16 protein-coding genes are annotated in these 16,811 nt (G+C 42.4%); 6 read left to right on the top strand and 10 right to left on the bottom strand.

All coding sequences use genetic code 11. From position 1 onward, the window contains the following. Positions 1-2: 2 nt before the first annotated feature. The 8 genes from ACES2G_RS07435 to ACES2G_RS07400 all read right to left on the bottom strand — a co-directional run bounded on the left by ACES2G_RS07435 (position 3) and on the right by ACES2G_RS07400 (position 9,245). Positions 3-1,367, bottom strand: coding sequence for a glycosyltransferase (locus ACES2G_RS07435; protein WP_374001711.1), 1,365 nt, complete (start codon positions 1,365-1,367; stop codon positions 3-5). Further along, positions 1,364-2,191, bottom strand: coding sequence for a glycosyltransferase family 2 protein (locus tag ACES2G_RS07430; protein WP_374001710.1), 828 nt, complete (start codon positions 2,189-2,191; stop codon positions 1,364-1,366). Before ACES2G_RS07430 ends, ACES2G_RS07435 begins: the two co-directional genes overlap by 4 nt. Further along, positions 2,188-2,961 (bottom strand): glycosyltransferase family 2 protein, encoded by a 774-nt coding sequence (locus ACES2G_RS07425; RefSeq protein WP_374001709.1) that lies wholly within the window; start codon positions 2,959-2,961, stop codon positions 2,188-2,190. Before ACES2G_RS07425 ends, ACES2G_RS07430 begins: the two co-directional genes overlap by 4 nt. Next, the gene (locus ACES2G_RS07420) at positions 2,954-4,015 is read right to left on the bottom strand and encodes a glycosyltransferase family 4 protein (RefSeq protein ID WP_374001707.1); all 1,062 of its coding nucleotides are present in this window, start codon (positions 4,013-4,015) and stop codon (positions 2,954-2,956) included. Before ACES2G_RS07420 ends, ACES2G_RS07425 begins: the two co-directional genes overlap by 8 nt. Continuing rightward, positions 4,015-5,604 carry a class I SAM-dependent methyltransferase gene (locus tag ACES2G_RS07415; protein ID WP_374001706.1) on the bottom strand — a complete coding sequence of 530 codons (1,590 nt, stop codon included), beginning with the start codon at positions 5,602-5,604 and terminating at the stop codon, positions 4,015-4,017. Before ACES2G_RS07415 ends, ACES2G_RS07420 begins: the two co-directional genes overlap by 1 nt. Next, on the bottom strand, positions 5,594-6,886 hold the full coding sequence (locus tag ACES2G_RS07410) for a glycosyltransferase family 2 protein (RefSeq protein WP_374001705.1): 1,293 nt from the start codon (positions 6,884-6,886) through the stop codon (positions 5,594-5,596). Before ACES2G_RS07410 ends, ACES2G_RS07415 begins: the two co-directional genes overlap by 11 nt. Before the next feature lie 84 nt (positions 6,887-6,970). Then, the gene (locus ACES2G_RS07405; RefSeq protein ID WP_374001704.1) at positions 6,971-7,876 is read right to left on the bottom strand and encodes a glycosyltransferase; all 906 of its coding nucleotides are present in this window, start codon (positions 7,874-7,876) and stop codon (positions 6,971-6,973) included. A gap of 52 nt (positions 7,877-7,928) precedes the next feature. Continuing rightward, positions 7,929-9,245 (bottom strand): hypothetical protein, encoded by a 1,317-nt coding sequence (locus tag ACES2G_RS07400; RefSeq protein WP_374001703.1) that lies wholly within the window; start codon positions 9,243-9,245, stop codon positions 7,929-7,931. Positions 9,246-9,419: 174 nt separating this feature from the next. Between ACES2G_RS07400 and ACES2G_RS07395 the strand changes: the two genes are divergently transcribed. Genes ACES2G_RS07395 through ACES2G_RS07380 form a run of 4 tightly spaced genes read left to right on the top strand, consistent with a single transcriptional unit; the run spans position 9,420 to position 13,382 of the window. Then, positions 9,420-10,181: an ABC transporter permease gene (locus ACES2G_RS07395; protein WP_374001702.1), complete on the top strand. Its 762-nt coding sequence runs from the start codon at positions 9,420-9,422 to the stop codon at positions 10,179-10,181. Then, positions 10,178-10,918 carry an ABC transporter ATP-binding protein gene (locus ACES2G_RS07390; protein WP_374001701.1) on the top strand — a complete coding sequence of 247 codons (741 nt, stop codon included), beginning with the start codon at positions 10,178-10,180 and terminating at the stop codon, positions 10,916-10,918. Before ACES2G_RS07395 ends, ACES2G_RS07390 begins: the two co-directional genes overlap by 4 nt. Positions 10,919-10,926: 8 nt before the next feature. Next, positions 10,927-12,282 (top strand): UDP-glucose/GDP-mannose dehydrogenase family protein, encoded by a 1,356-nt coding sequence (locus ACES2G_RS07385; RefSeq protein WP_374001700.1) that lies wholly within the window; start codon positions 10,927-10,929, stop codon positions 12,280-12,282. After that, the gene (locus ACES2G_RS07380) at positions 12,282-13,382 is read left to right on the top strand and encodes a glycosyltransferase (protein WP_374001699.1); all 1,101 of its coding nucleotides are present in this window, start codon (positions 12,282-12,284) and stop codon (positions 13,380-13,382) included. Before ACES2G_RS07385 ends, ACES2G_RS07380 begins: the two co-directional genes overlap by 1 nt. Before the next feature lies 1 nt (position 13,383). Here the strand turns inward: ACES2G_RS07380 and rfbC are convergent, their stop codons facing one another. Beyond that, entirely contained in the window at positions 13,384-13,935 is a 552-nt protein-coding gene (rfbC, locus tag ACES2G_RS07375; RefSeq protein ID WP_374001698.1) for a dTDP-4-dehydrorhamnose 3,5-epimerase, read from the bottom strand. Between the two features lie 161 nt (positions 13,936-14,096). Here rfbC and ACES2G_RS07370 point away from each other — a divergent pair, with 161 nt between their 5' ends. Together ACES2G_RS07370 and ACES2G_RS07365 are read left to right on the top strand one after the other, a co-directional pair. Continuing rightward, positions 14,097-15,179: a DegT/DnrJ/EryC1/StrS family aminotransferase gene (locus ACES2G_RS07370; protein ID WP_374001697.1), complete on the top strand. Its 1,083-nt coding sequence runs from the start codon at positions 14,097-14,099 to the stop codon at positions 15,177-15,179. 8 nt (positions 15,180-15,187) lie between these two features. Further along, entirely contained in the window at positions 15,188-15,793 is a 606-nt protein-coding gene (locus tag ACES2G_RS07365; RefSeq protein ID WP_374001696.1) for a NeuD/PglB/VioB family sugar acetyltransferase, read from the top strand. Here ACES2G_RS07365 and ACES2G_RS07360 read toward each other — a convergent pair. Next, positions 15,786-16,724, bottom strand: a complete 939-nt coding sequence (locus tag ACES2G_RS07360; RefSeq protein ID WP_374001695.1) for a glycosyltransferase family 2 protein — start codon at positions 16,722-16,724, stop codon at positions 15,786-15,788. The genes ACES2G_RS07365 and ACES2G_RS07360 overlap by 8 nt on opposite strands. Positions 16,725-16,811: the final 87 nt, after the last annotated feature.

Here is a 16,811-nt window from a genome sequence, read left to right as displayed (position 1 = left end):
AACTAATAAAGCCCCGTTCTATATGCGTTCAAAATCTTCTCTTTTCCAGCACTTAAACCAAATAGCTTTTGAGTAACTCGACTCAACACGAGAGCATCTCCCGGCTCATCCGGAGCCGAAAGAAAACTCACAACTCCGTCAATAAACTCACTAACATTACTTGCCACCCGAAAATTAGAACATTTCTCAAGCTCTTCAAGTCCTTCTGCACCTAACTTAGTAGACACAACCGGACGCCCAAATGCCGTATATTGTATGACCTTCCCACGAATTCCCGCTCCCGATACAATAGGCGATATACAAACTTTTGCCTTTGCAATCCAAGGTGAGATTTTGTCAACCCACCCAACAACCTCTATCCCTTCCATATCTTCGAAACCCTTAACCGCTTCAAAGATCGGCCCATTCCCAACAAGAATTAGCCTGTAGTCGGGATGCGTTTTTTGTACCTCTGCATGAATATTCTTCAAATACCAACGAACTCCATCGATATTAGGTTGATGTTGAAATGATGCTAAAAATAAAACGCTATTCTTGTCTACCGAAGATTCAATCATCTCGATCTGAGAACTAGATAGCCATGTTGGAACAACCTCTGATCTGGTGTTCGCTCCAAAAAAAACTTCGTTAAATTCTCGATCATGCGCAGTTACAAAAATATTTAAATCACAATACTTTGATGCTTCCGCTTCTCTTTGTCCTTCACGCAAAAACTCAAGAAAAGCTAGATCAAATTCTTTAGCGCTATATCCGCCAGCATAGAGATTCTTAAGATCGATATAACACCGGCGCGATACTGACTCCATCAAAGTGTAAGATATCATCTTACTATGCCACCTAAGACGCTCATCATACAAAAAGCGCAAGGAATCCGGAAATTCGAGTTGTAAAACATCGATCTGCTCCTGCTCAACATAACCCAACTGATTTCTGATAAGACTAAGCAACGTCTCAGGAGTAAAATTAGTATCGTCCGTAATATTTACCCTTACACCAGCACCTTCCAAAGCTCTCAAGCTATCTATGTCACTATTGTTAGAGTAGATGCTAAACAAGAAAACATCGTGTTCCTTGCTTAGATCGATAATTAAGTCAAATAACCGCAGCCCCCCCCCGTGCCGAACGGAAGGAAAGATTGCCGTCGCAAAAACGATCTTCAAGCGCTCGCCTGGCCTTCGCTCAGACTTTATAGGCAACGAACGTGTAAAGAACAAAGACTGATAGAAGGAACGCAGAATATAAACATTTGTACTTTGATTTATACGTTCAAGAGAAGCTCGTAGCAACTTCAGATCTATTTCACCGATTCGACTAAATCTCTCAAGAACAAACTCAATTTCTTGACAAGAAAGATTTCCCTTATTCACTTATTCTTTTGCTCCACTCTATTCTCAATAACCCTAATATAAAATCGGAAAAAATGATCTAACGATGACGTCATAAACTGACTTCGCAAATCCGATGGATCATCCAAATGCAAATGCAAATGCATTGCAGCCTCTAAAAAAGACCGCGCCATTCCGTAAGGATCAGAAACACACATATTACCACCGTGTTGTCGATACAAAGCTGTATCATCGGAAATTAAAGAAAATTTAGCGCCGCTCCTCGCTAAATTGCACCAAAATATCCAATCTTCTTTTGCACGGAACCCAGTGGGAAAAGCGCTATTTCCTAAACCTATTATGGCCTCGCGCTTAAATAATGCAGAATGTATAGGTATCGAAAGGCCTCGTTCCCAAAAGAAAAGAAAAGACTTATACGCTTCATCCAAATTTAAAGGATCCGTATTATTTCCTTCGATATTCCAGCTTTTTTCATTAAATCGATCTACCAACTTAAAACGGCCAACAACAATATCCGTTTTATCCTTAGCCATGCATTCCAACTGCCGTTCTAGTCCGCCCCACGTGAACTCGTCATCACCATCGAGGAATCTTACATAATTTCCATCAGCATGGCGCAAACCTGCGTTACGAGCATTTGCAAGACCCAGATTCTTTTCCAGCCGAACAATTTCGACACCAGGAATATTTTTATAGTTTTCAATCTTCTTTGCAGTATGCGCTTCGTTGCCATCATCTACAATAATGACCTGATGATCATACTTGTTTGATGTAAATACAGAACGAACCGCGGGCAATAGGAAGTCGATGTTCTTGTACACCGGAATAACTGTTGATATCCTCATTTTGTTAACCCCTGATGAATTAGCGCTTTCTGATAAAGCTGCTCTGGATCTGCCCCTATTTCTATTAAAAATGGGCTCCATTTCTGATAAAAACGCGCCCACTCTTCTCTTTTCAGTTTTTCACTAACAAGAGAATTCGTAACCTGGAAATCAGACTCGATATTCACCACGACACACGGTCCTTCGACCATCTCCACAGCCTCAACACCATTCTCTCGAATCATGGTAAGATAAAAATCAACATCGACCATATTTATAAAAGACTCATCATAACGAACGCTCTGATCTCTTCTATACAGCATCGTCGACGGAACGGATAAAAAGTTGACCGCAAAAAGATCCCCTAGAAATCCTTGCTTGAGACGTGCAAAAGTATCGACGGTTGCCCCACGCCGATAGCAATTGATTTTTTGATACGGTGACCACAGGCACTCAGAAAATGTAATTTTCTTCCCGTTTTTAATCGGAGACAGCATTCTCTGAAGGGAATCGTGAGAGTAATATGCATCGTCGTGATGCAGGAGATGAATAATATCGCTTTCCGCCCTGTCGACAGCGGCATTCCAATTTCCCGGAGACCCTATAGGCTTTTCATTTCTAAAGTACCTTATCGGAAAACTATATTGCTTGACTAGCTGCTCCACTTCCGTAGTTCTAGAGTCGTCAGAGATCACTATCTCGAACTCTACCCCCTCCTGAACGACGGCGGAGTCCAGGGCTCTTTTTAAAAAAACAACATTCTCATAGGTCGGAATACATATACTAACCACGAATTACCTCTCTCATTAGCTCATATATACGATCGGCAGTTCTTTCCCATGGAGTAGCTATATAAGTTAGCTCCACGGCATTTCTCTTTTCATTCAACACCCCAGGATTCTGTATCCATTGTGCAATAGCATCCGCCCATGCCATTGCATTATAAGAATCAACATGAGTCGTTAAGTTAGGCGCGATTTCTAACAAGCTGGAATTGTTAGCAGCAATAACAGGAACACCAAGCGCTAGGCTTTCAGCAACTGGCAACCCCCAGCCCTCATAAATTGATGGAAAAACAGAGAAGCTTGCCTCCTGAACTACTCTCTTCATATCCAAGTCATTAAGATTGGAAAAATAACGCACTCTCCGCTTGAGAATCTCATCCTCCTTCAACTGCTGCGTGAGGTTATTAGGTAACCACCCCTCACGACCTACCACCACCAAATAGAAATCAGCCAGCAAGTGTCTTTTTTCCAGAATACGAATAGCATCAAAGATAACCTGATGATTTTTCCTCTGCTCTAGAGTCCCTACCATAAGGAAGTACTTCTCACCACTAAGACCGGCTGTCGCGATACTATCTTTAGGATTACTAAAACCTACATCACCTAATCTAATAGTTTCAATTCTCACCCTGTTGAGGTTATTTTCATTTATAAACTCACAAAGATCTCTACGAGTTGACTCCGATGGACAAAGCAACAAATCTGCTGCCTTGACAGTCCTACATAACCAATTAGCAAAGTTTAGGTCAAATCTCGGCTCATAGAGATATGGGAATTTTATGGGAATCAAGTCGTGTATCAAATGGACGTACCGGCCCATTTTGTTCTTTTTTATTGTTTCAACTACATCTAACCAACCCTGATAATTCCAGGTAGCACCAAAGGACACAATCAAATCCTCTGCATCCCAATTCCACATACTTGATGATCCATCATAAACAACAGGCTTTACCTGACATTTTTGTGAAAGGTGATGAAGTAGCTCAACCTCTACCCGAGGTATTCCCACAAGAGGGCCCGTCCAGCTAGATGATGTTGAACAATCCATGATCATCTTCATTAAGACATTCTCTCGCACAACTGTGTAGATGACTCAAAAAAATTTAGCCTGTCCTGAGCGGATAGAAAACGATTGTCCAACTTCGCAAGTTTCACCTGTAAACCGTGCTCCATTTCCAGCATCCTTCTCAGATCCTCAGAGGCAATAGCGTGTCCCATAATTTTGGCACAGAACTCTAACAAGGTTCTATATTCAGAACGAAGAATATCTACAAAGTATTCATCTAGCGTTAAGCAAAATCGAATCAGCAAATACTGAGGATCGAATAGCTCTTTTAAGAACCATTCCCGATCGAAGAATACATATTCTCCATTAGCAATAAGTATATTCTGAGGGATACAGTCCCACGCCTCCCCTCCAAGCTTGCCACTTTTACCAAAGGTATCGCCAGCCCAAGCGAGGTACCGGCGCATCTCGTTCTCCAACTCAGGAAATTCTCTAAAGGCGATCATGCGCCTGATTAAATTGAATAGACTAACGCCTTCGACAACCTTCTCTTGTTTGCTTCCACGCCAAATTATTTCCCCATAATCAACCTCAACAGACACATCCCTCAGCAACTGTTTTGCAACAAAGACATTTTTTTCTGGAGATAGAAAAAATGATGTTCTTGTCGGGTTCCTTCTACCTTTCGAGTAGTGATGGGCCACCACCGACATGTCCAAAACCCTTTCAATAGCTCCCTGCTCCATACTGGCAAATACTAAAAATGAATTGGCAAATTGCCCAAGCAGACCCGTTTTCTCCAAACTTGAGTTAGCTAATCCTTCGTGAAAATACATATGATGTGTTCCACAATAGTCTCGACTATTTCCCTGTGAAATCAAATTTGCAAACAACTGAGGATGTACCTCTTCAAGAGACTCCGCCACAATAGTGTTTGGCAGCTTATAATCAGGGTAAGGATACTGAAAGACCCATGAAGAAAAACCCACTTGATCCAAAAGACTGCAAAGCTCTTTTTTGGCAAAGGTTCTAACTGATTTACCCGTTTTATATCCAGATATACCATCGAAAACCTTGCCCGTATGATCCTCACCAGCTCCTGAAAAGTACTTCATCCCTAAACGGTTCTCAATGGCTAGGATTAGGACTCCCTGATCAGTCAGCAAAGACCGAGCTTTAGCCAAAAATGTTTCATATGCAGACTGCCCACCGGCAGCTTCGATATATACATCGGCATACTCCAACACCCCTATCACAACAACCACATCATACTTTTCAGTTGCATTAAAATCAGAAAAATTCCCACAGAATATCGAATAATTACTCAAATCACGAAGGCGCGCCTCTATTCCCGAAACTCTCCGGGCAGTTCCCTCAACGATTTGCAGATGGTCACAACTTTCAGCTATCTGTCTAGATATTGCTCCCATTCCTCCGCCAACCTCCAAAACTTTCTTTCCAGAGAAACACACATGCCGTAGAAGATTGGCTCTAGACTCACTTAAATGATACTCAAAAGGCCACAAAGCATGGCGTTCTTCAGCGATATCAACTCCCGCCCGAACATCACCTGCAGTTCTAATCGCATGGATGATGTCGCTTTCTATATCCCCATCACTATATTGAATCTCTTTAGATTTCATTTATTCCGACTCCAGTAAGACCTTCAATTAAATACTTCCTGTAAAAAGCATTTTGCCCGCACCAAACATCCACTTCCAAATGGTCAAATTTAATATCCTCAGCAACCTTGAGATGCTCATAGTGACCATGCCACCCATATAACTTCTGTTCTTTTGCAAAGCGAGGCTTTCTGTCCCTAAAAACCTTCTTTTCAGCCTGCTCTCGAGATCTGAGAGGATAATGTTTCATCAAGAATTTATATGGAAAAACTCGCCGCCCATTAAATATTGCCTCATGGCCTCCCGTAGAGGAAATATCCAACGGCACACCGCCAAGGCTTTTCCAAGCTTTAATCTGTTTAAAATGTCCCGGACGCTTCCCGAATCTAAAGCTATTCAGATCCTCTTCGAACGAACCGCTTTCATAGTTCTGTTGCTCCAAGAACACAAAATCAATCACTGTGAAGTCAATTGCATTGAACCCCTTGCTATCAACCAAGGCAATAGCATTTCTCAAAGAAATATTCCCCCAAAAAGGCACTCTAATTTCATCAGCGTCGTAGTGAATATACCAATCATATCCAAGTTCAGAAGCAACCCTCTCTGTCTTCTCAAGTTGCTCCTTCCAATTATAAATATCTGTCCCTCGAGAAACAGGAAATCTGCTAATTTTTACACGAGGATTTTGAGTTGATAATTCGGTAACCTTCTCGTAGGTTCCATCATCAGACCAATTATCAAAAACAAAAACATCCACTTCATTCTTCAATAAGTGGGAAATACTTTCTACTATAATATCTTCTTCATTATAAACATGCATAATCGCCGCTACTTTTAAATCGCTAGCCACAACCTCCGGCTGAATCCACCCACCCGTTATGACTGGACACGCTCCCCCATGTACCTCTCGCTCCCCGATCAATCCGTATGGAAGTCTATGCGCCTGGAAAACTTTAACAATTTCCTCTGAATCATTAACAATTGTTCCCCGAAAAAAGAAAAGTGCGAAATCACTAAACGCAACTCTTAGCTGATTCTGCCACACCGCTGATACGTCATCCAAATCTATCGCATCTAAACAAATAACCGCAGAACAATCCTTAGCAGGGATTTTTTCAATCTCACTAATAAATTCAGATATCGAATCAATGTAAGAACAGCATACGGCATCAGAAAGATCCAAGCCAAAGCATCCATGCCGGGCTGCCTCACTTAATTTTCCAATTACATATATTTTGTCTATTTGCGCCAGCTCATCCTTCTTTATTAAAGACAAAATCGCTGTGAGATATTTTCGTTCCAAAAAGCTTCCAAACATTTATCTTTCCCAGGTATTTCAATACAGTTATATGACAAAATTTGAGTCTTGCGCGCACTCCGCCACGCACTATGTCGTACAGATCCTCGAATAGCCAGCCATCACATCGTCACCAGTTCGGCTCCACGTATAGTTTCCCTTCACAAAATCGATTTGATCGTGCTTAACAGACATTTCCAATCCCTCCGCTATCCCTGTTGCAATCGATTCTCTTGAAAGTGGTGAGACATACAATGCATATTCCCCGAGATATTCTCTGGCCGCTCCCTCTTCAGTCACAACAACTCTAGCTCCCTGGCTAGCAGCCTCTAAAGCGGAGAGCCCCGGAGTTTCACATAAACTAGGCAAAACGAATAAGCGGCATGCACGATATGCAGATCTAATCAGCAGGGGATCGTATATGGGACCCGTATAGTACACTTTATTCGAAATACTCTTAAACTCTTCAAAGTACGCACTATCTCGGACAGCTCCAATAACAACTAAATTCAACCCCATTTCCTTGCATATCTCCACCAAGACTCTAGTATTCTTTCTTCTATCAATATTGCCTACTGTTAATATAAAATCCTCATCTATACAGAATCGTTTCCTAAACAGATCACCAGTTCCGAGATCAAGAAAATCACTTGTCAAACTATTACGGGTTTTAAAAAACTTACTAAGAGGAATTGAAAAATCCTTGGAGATCTTTCGCGATTCAAGATCTGAGTTAGTCAAGAGAATATCAGCCTTTGAAACAAGATCGAAGATTTGCTTAAAGTAAGCATCATCATGACTCAAATTCGCCCACAAAATTGTTGATAACGCGACTGGCACACCTTTTTCCTTATATGCGTCCATGACATAGTTCGTTCCATACTGAATCGAGAATTGGTGGTAAATATCAACATCCTTTTGAGGCTTCCACTGATCAAAGAGAACAATCTCCATGCCTCGATCTTCCAAAGCCTTCTTTGTCTGAAGAAGCTGCACCTCACCTCCTCCAGGATGAAAGAATGCTCCCGACCATGAATTGAAGACGACCTTATGACTCACTCGAGCTCCCCATATCTACGATGTGCCTAAACTTCTGCTGCCAACCAACTCTTACGAGACTATCCATCTCTACAAACTTAACAACAAGCCCCCTAGGCCATCTGTCCATTATTGCTTTAAATATCCGATCTTTATCACTTTCATGCTCTGCCACTACTGCCAAAGTCGGATGCTCCCATTCAGAGACAAATATCTGAAACTCGCGAACCCCTTTTACCTTATGATCCAAGTAGTCCTGCAGGAAATGCGTCGCATAATTCTGACCATCGATATTTACAAGATCATGAACTCTCCCTTTTAAATCAGAAAGGAACGTTCCTTCCTCCGCTTGCCTTACCGTGCCAATATCACCCGTATCATATCGAAATAACGGAAACGAGTAATTCGTACAGTTTGAGACAATCAAACTACTGTCCTCCACATCTTCAACATAAAAAAGTCGATCAAAGACCTGAAGTCGATTATAGCTATCCGTCATTCTCGAATGAGCCATTACACCAAATTCTGCATTACCGTATCGGTTAACTACCCGACACCCCAAGTACTCTTCCATGGTATCTACCATTTTTTGGGTCAACATCTCGCCGCTAGGCTCAAAGATATCGCAATACTTTCTTTTCCCACTCCCAAGGCCCTCAATATATTTTGCAATTGCGTACCCAGACGATGGATGCCCCTGCAATAAATACGGCCTCATCGTACTCAAATGCGCAAATGTTTCTCTCATATCATGATCGGAAAATGAGCTAATCATAAGTCTTCGCCTGTTCTGCGAAAACGTCTTCATGCCTCCAATGAATTTATCCTTGAGGGTAACAGCTTTTATGCCTAGCTCAGAGCAGATATGACAATCCAACTTATGAGGGTAGTTTCCACTCATATCGTAGGCCACCATGTTAACTGCAGCGGTCCAATCGAGACCTATGTCATCATAATAGAAAAAAACAGATTGCCCAGTCGACCCGCCCGTTTTGCGCGCATGGCGAGCACCAGGCAAACGAATTCGCTCCCACTCCGCACGGATAATATCTTTATTTATAGTTGGAAGATCTTGAATGTACCTAATATCTTTGAGTACTTTTTCTTCGTCAAAAGCATGCTTCCGAAAAAGATCCGTATAGAATGGCACATTCTGTTTTGCATGCCTTAATGCACGATAGAACTCAGATTTCCGAATTGAATTCTTTTGCTCGAAAGAGAGCCGATTAAAACGATACAGTTCAGCTCTCTTTGAAAGAATATCTCTCTTCGTCAACTTTTCTAATATTGGAAATAATAAATACGCATTAATGTACCGAACCAACATGACCAAGTCCTTGAATTTTAAAATAGTAGCGTAATACTCTATTTAGGAACTTCAACTCAGCAATTAATAACGCAGCATGTTTACGAATACAAGGTACGTACTCTCGCTGTAGCAACCATTTGACCTCAATAGCAAACCTGATAATCTTAACCAAAAAAACACTCTGTAGAATCAATGACAAAATTAAGTTACCTCACTGATATAATTGTCGAGCTCCTCCGAAAAGAGTTCCGGGTAAGATATAAGCACTTGGCCTTAGGCTACATTTGGTCAATAGCCAGCCCACTAACATACGCCGCTTTATATTATATCGTTTTTAAACTGATTTTTGCGGTCAAAACACCAAACTATCCGCTATTCCTGGTCGCAGGATTGTTTCCTTGGCAATGGATTAGCAACTCGATCTCAGTCGGCGCGATGACATTTTATGGCAACGCCCCTTTAATAAAAAAGACGCTTTTCCCTCGTTATCTAATCTCCGTAGTGGTAGTTCTCCAGGATATGATTCACTTTGTCATATCTCTGCCAATCATATTATGTATGATCTTAATTACGGATACCCCATTAACTTCTTCGTGGTTTTGGCTTCCAGCTCTACTAGCTCTCCAATTAGGGCTGACCTATGCACTTAATTTACTAACAGCAACAATCAACCTTTTCTTTAGAGATTTGGAGCGCCTTGTTCAACTAGGAATGACATTTTTGTTTTACATGACTCCCGTACTTTACTCTGAGGAGATGATCCCGGAGAGATTCCAAGCCCTCGTTATCCTCCACCCCCTGGCTCCTCTAATAATTTGCTGGCGACACCTCTTCCTCGGACTTCCGATTGACCCGCAGTATCTTCTTTCCAGTGCGATTTGGGTCGGATTCCTGTGCATCACAGCCCAATATACATACAAGAAACTACAGTGGAGATTTGCTGAGGTACTATGAGTATAGCTATTGAGTTTAAGAGCGTCACAAAAAAGTATCCTCTTTATCATCACATAACTGGTGGATTTAAAAATCTAATTTTGAATTTGCCGAAGGCAGTTCGAGAGATGAAACAAAGCTCTTTCGTTGCCTTAGATAATATTTCATTCATCATCAACCGCGGAGAGACCGTCGCATTCTTAGGTCGAAATGGAGCCGGAAAGAGCACAACCCTCGGGCTTATTGCTGGCGTCCTAAAACCTAATCTAGGAAGAGTGACCATTATGGGAAGAGTTTCTCCTCTGCTTGAGCTTGGTGGAGGATTTCACCCGGACCTTACTGGAATCGAGAATATTCAGTTAAATGGGGTGCTCTTGGGGCTAACCCGAAAGCAAGTTGCTCAAAAAATTCAGTCTATCGTTACATTCTCAGAGCTGGGTGACTTTATTTTCCAACCAGTAAGGACCTATTCTTCCGGCATGCTAGCGCGTCTTGGGTTCTCCGTAGTAGCTCATTTGGACCCTGAAATTTTACTTATTGACGAAGTGCTTGCCGTGGGGGACGCCAATTTTCGCCGCAAATGCCTGGAAAAAATGAAAGAGTTCAAAAATAAAGGGGTCACTATCATTTTAGTTACACACAACCCTGCCGACGTCGACTTACTATGTGACAGAGTTATCTGGATAGAAAACCATAAAGTGAAAATGGATGGAAAAAGGGCCGAAATTTTACCTATCTATAACGCCAGTACTCAGTAAGGATTTAAATGAAAATTTCGATTTTAGGAACGGGATATGTTGGACTAGTTACGGGTGTTTGCTTTGCTGAACACGGTAATCATGTTATTTGCGCAGATGTTGATGCAAACAAGATTACATCCCTCAAAAATGGAACTTCCCCAATATACGAACCGGGACTAGAACCTTTAATTGAAAAAAATCTCAAATCAGAGCATCTACTTTTCACAACAGACCTTAAACAGTCCGTCGAACTATCTGAGATCATTTTTATCGCCGTAGGCACCCCGAGCGACCATGACGGAAGTGCTGACCTTCGATATGTGCTAGAAGTAGCTTCTTTTATTGGAGCGACAGCAGCCACCTCCAAAATCGTCGTTGTAAAATCCACCGTTCCAGTAGGTACTTGCAAAAAAGTAAAAGAGGTCATCAACTCAAAGCTCGCCGAACGCGCCTGTAATTTTGCCATTGACGTCTGCTCTAACCCCGAGTTCCTCCGCGAAGGTAGTGCGGTTTCAGACTGTCTAAAGCCAACAAGAGTAGTAATTGGCACAGATACTCAAGAAAGTGCTCAAAAACTCAAAAGCCTTTACTCAACCTTTATTGAGTCAGACGCACAAATAATAATGATGGACCCGGCCTCCTCCGAGCTTACCAAGTACGCTGCAAATACAATGCTCGCAGCGCGCATCAGCTTCATGAATGAGCTCTCTCAAATTTGTGATAAAATGGGTGCCAACATTGAGCACATCAGAAAAGGAATTGGAACAGATCCACGCATTGGACCTCATTTCTTGAATGCAGGCATCGGATATGGCGGCTCCTGCTTCCCAAAGGACGTTCGAGCTTTGTCAAGATCAGGACGAGACGCAGGACTCAATCTGCGCCTTTTATCTTCAATTGCAGAGGCGAATAATCAGCAAAAAGAAAACTTCTTCATTCGAATAAAGGCTCACTTTTCAGAAAACCTAATGGGCACTCAAATTGCCATTTGGGGTCTATCATTTAAACCAGGAACCGATGATCTGCGCGAGGCTCCATCCTTAGACCTTATTCTTGCGCTTACTCGTAGCGGAGCTACTGTCCGCGTATATGACCCTATTTCTGGCGAAAAGTTTCAGAGCTTACTTAAAAGCTTTCCAGACCATTTTCAAAAGAATGTGCAGTTGGCCGAAAGCCCCTATCACGCCATCGAAGGCGCTGATGCTCTGTGCATCGTCACAGAATGGCCAGAGTTCAAAAACACCGACATTTCTAAGATAAGATCACTTCTGAAGCAGCCTCTTATCTTCGATGGTCGTAATATTTTTGAATTAGGAAAAGTAAGAAATGCAGGCATTGAATACCATTCGGTTGGCCGCCCGACTATCTTTAGGAATCAGTAATGCAACAATCAGTGGTTTTACTTCATGACTGGTTAACCGGATTTCGTGGAGGAGAACGCGTTCTCGAATCATTCTGCGATCTTTACCCTCAAGCCCCCTTGTATACGTTGCTTCACTCACCAGGCACAACAAGCCAAAAAATTGAAAATCGCCCCATCACCACTAGCTTTCTCAATAGGGTTCCTGGCGCTTCTAAGCATTACAGAAAGTACCTACCTCTCTTCCCTGCCGCCGCCGCATCTCTAAAAATAGCGGAGAACTGCAAGGTTGTCCTTTCCAGTTCACATTGCGTAATCAAAGGCGTGATCAAACCAAAGGGATCAGTTCACATCTCTTACATCCACAGCCCAATGCGATATCTCTATGACCAGTTTGACAGCTACTTCGGCAGTCATGCCCCCCTATATCAGCAGTTTGGAGCAAGAGCATTTCGCAATTATCTGACAAAATGGGACATTCAAAGCAACGACAATGTAGACTTCATGATCGCCAACTCCAGCTTCGTTCAAGAGCGGATAAAACGCATCTACAAGCGTGACAGCGTCGTCATTCATCCATTTGTTGACCTTAAAGATATTCAAGATGTTCGTTCAAGCCAAACGGGCAAAGAAGAATTTTATCTAATGGTAACTGCGTTTGCTCCAAACAAGCGCGTAGATATTGCTATTGAGGCTTTTAATGATCTTAAAACTCCGCTAAAAATTATCGGAAGTGGTCAGCAAGAAGCCGAGTTGAAACGGATGGCAAAAGCAAATATTCAATTTCTTGGTAACTTATCCCGCGCCGATGTTATCAACCACATGCAAAAAGCCAGAGCGTTTATATTTCCAGGCATTGAAGATTTCGGAATCACACCTCTTGAAAGTCTTGCATGCGGAACGCCAGTCATCGCCTACAAAGCAGGAGGCGTATTGGAAACTTTAACCGAAGATACTGGTATTTTCTTTAAAGAGCCCAATCCCCAAAGTTTAAAAGATGCAATCAAACGCTTTGAGCAAATAACTTTTCACTCAGAAAATCTTCACCAACAGGCACAAAAGTTTTCGAAAGAACAATTCACAACGAAGATTTCAAGCTTCATTACGTCAGTATCAAGCTAGCTTAATTAAATAGATCAGTTGCTTCCGCCAAGAAAGGCAAAGCACTATCTTTCTCAGACAGAACAAATGCTTCGCACTGACAGGCTTCCCTGATCCCAAGAGATGGATCATCAAACCTAATACCTCGGTCACACTCTTTCGAATAGTAGTTATCCACCTTATACTGAAAGATAGCCACTTCGCTCGTAACAAAAAAACCATGAGCAAAGCCTCTAGGAATCCATAACTGCCGGTGGTTTTCTGCCGACAGCTCCACAGCTACATGATGCCCAAATGTCGGAGAACCTTTGCGAATATCCACAGCAAAATCAATTACTGAACCTAAAGTAACGCGAACAAGCTTAGCCTGCGCATAAGGGGGAATCTGATAATGTAGTCCCCTCAAGGTCCCCTTGACCGAAAAAGACTGATTATCTTGTACGAACTGAACGGGACCAATTTTATCAAGGAATTTTTTCTCATTAAATGTTTCTACGAAATATCCTCTATGATCCCCAAACACCTTGGGAACAATAATTTTCACATCAGGAATATCCGTATTAACTATTTCCATGCCTACAATCCTTACAGTCCGTAAAACACAACTATGACATAGGCTCTTATATACCAATAGAAAATGCATTCTGCATTGCGCGATCGTCTTTCGAAAAATCAAATTTTTCGCTACCAGAAGAGTCCGCGTCGATCTACCATATTTCGCAACAAAGGAACCCTATGATTCCCGTTACCAAGCCCTATTTACCTCCCATGTCAAAGTATCAACGATATCTGGATGGTATTTACGAACGCCAATGGTTAACAAATTTTGGTCCTTTGACTGAAGAACTTACACATCGTCTGGAAGATTATCTTGGCGTAAAAAACCTCCTCTTAGTTGCAAATGGCACTCTAGCTCTTCAACTGGCTTACCGGGCCCTCTCTATTACCGGCAGTGCCATTACGACCCCCTATACATTCGTCGCAACATCAAGCTCTCTAAAATGGGAAGGAATTCATCCAGTTTTTTCTGATATCGAGATGAGTCGCTTCAACCTTGACCCTCGAAGTATTCAAAGTATGTACCAACCCGACTGTTCCGCCATTGTGCCGGTTCATGTCTATGGCAATCCTTGTGATGTTGAAAAGATTGACAGCGTTGCAAACAAACTCAATCTAAAAGTTATCTATGATGCTGCCCATGCATTTGGAGTGAAATTCAAAGGCAAAAGCATACTCTCTTACGGTGACGCCTCAACTCTGAGTTTGCATGCAACTAAGGTTTTCCATAGCACCGAAGGCGGCGGAATTATCTTCAAGAATAAAGAGGATCTAGAGCGTGCGACCCAAATGATCAACTTTGGGATCAATACATCCAACGGCATTATCGAGAACCCTGGAATCAACGCAAAAATGAGTGAACTTCACGCAGCAATGGGACTCAGTGTACTTGATGATATCGACAATATTATCAATCGGCGCATTGAGATCATAACTAATTACGAGAGAACCCTCGATGTCTGCGCGATTTTCCCAAAAGCCTTAGAAGATGCGACCAGGAACGGTGCCTATGCCCCCATTGTTCTGGAGTCCAATGCCGTGCGAAACAGAGTTTTCCAGAACCTAAAAGAACACGGCATTCTATCTCGCCCGTACTTCTATCCAGCCCTACATAATAGCCCGACATTCCACAGCAGCATTTATGGAAATTATCCCAACGCAAGCTATATCGCAGATCGAGTCTTATGCCTGCCGCCTTACTACGACCTGAGTAAAGAAGACCAAGCAAAAATCTGCAGATTAGTTATGGAAGCAACCTAGGAGAAAATATGGGCGTCATCATCTTAGGTAGCGGTTCTTTTGCTAGGGAAGTTTACGACTGGGCCACAGCAGCCAACAAAGAAGTCATCGGCTTTTTTAGCGGCGTCTTAGCTGAGCAAAAAACTCTACGAGGTCTGCCAATTTACTATGACGTGAACCTTGTACCAACAGGATCAACATGGATTATAGGCACAGGAAACCCCAAAGCCATGCTAGCGATGAGAAAGCTAGTGGACGGAAGAATTCCGCCTAGCACGGCTGTAATTCACCCTTCTTGCATAATTGGCTCTAATGTCTCTATTGGAGCAGGATCCGTGGTTTGCCCGGGAACCATTCTTACCTGCGACATAACTGTTGGCGAATCGGTTGCTATCAATATCGGATGTACTATCGGCCACGACACCCAAATAGGATCCCACGTACATCTGTCACCCAATACATCTTTATCTGGTAATACCCAAATAGGTGATCAGTGCGAGATGGGAACAGGCTCATCTACCAACCCAGGCGTAGTCGTCCCATCCAATACAATTATTGGAGCTGGAACAGTGGTAAACAAGTCCCTCGAAGAGTCCGGAGTTTATGTCGGAATACCAGCAAAAAAGATCAAATAGAAAGAGCTCGCAATACTTTCCTTAGCCAGACACGGACACTCACTAAATAAAATGTCAGACTAGGATAAAAAGCCCCAGCACAGACCACCAACTGAATCGGAGAATAGTATTTAATTCCCAGCGACTTTATTGCATACTCTTTAAGTCCCACTGGATCTTTAAATACTGCACTACGATAAGCATATTCCAGCATAGATTTGGCATAGTACTTTTTCAGCGCCTGATTCTCTGGAAAACTCTTGAGCGCATCTTCATATATCCGCGAGCATGCCTTGGGTAACAAAGGATTTACTCCCTTTCGAAGAGCCGTAATCCCTACCCCTACCCTATAACACCCTAAAGGCCGATCTAGGTGATATCCCATACCCTTTTTTAATTGTGCAACATGAATGTCAATATCAAGACTTTCTTTAGTAAACCCATGCCAGTAGTCACTCTCCATATCATTCACAAACATCTTAGATGAGTGCGCGAAAAATGGGAGCTTTTCATAGATATCCATAAGGGAGTACTCCCCTTCGGCTCTGCGAATAAAGCTTTCTTGCAAAAGATTTCCCGTTTCATTTATAGTCTGCACATCATGGGAGCATATAATGCAATCCGGATGAGCATCTAAGATAGCAACTTGTTGCGCAAGCTTACCAGGAAGAGCTTTATCATCCCCATCACAGTGGCTAATATACTTTCCCCTCGCCATCCGATAGGTCGACAGTACATTTTCTACCGGCCCCACATTCGATTCGTGAAAAATCGGAACTATCTTATCGGGATATTTTGCCTGAAACCTTTCAATTACTGACCTTGTTCCATCTGTGGATGCATCACTCCCAACTATAATCTCATAGGGAAAATCCACTTCTTGATCAATGAAGCTCTGAAGGCAATCCCCAATGTATTTCTCCTGATTGTAGGTGTTGATACACACTGACACCTTAATATTTCGATCCCCCACAGGCCTCCACTCGGCGCGCCGCATCTGACAAGTGTCTTTTACAAATCTATTTACTACTATCCCCAA

Origin of the sequence: Bdellovibrio bacteriovorus (assembly GCF_041888015.1) — a bacterium.
Lineage (GTDB): Bacteria > Bdellovibrionota > Bdellovibrionia > Bdellovibrionales > Bdellovibrionaceae > Bdellovibrio.
Note: the sequence above shows the minus strand (reverse complement) of the source record. Positions and strands in the feature narration are given on the sequence as shown.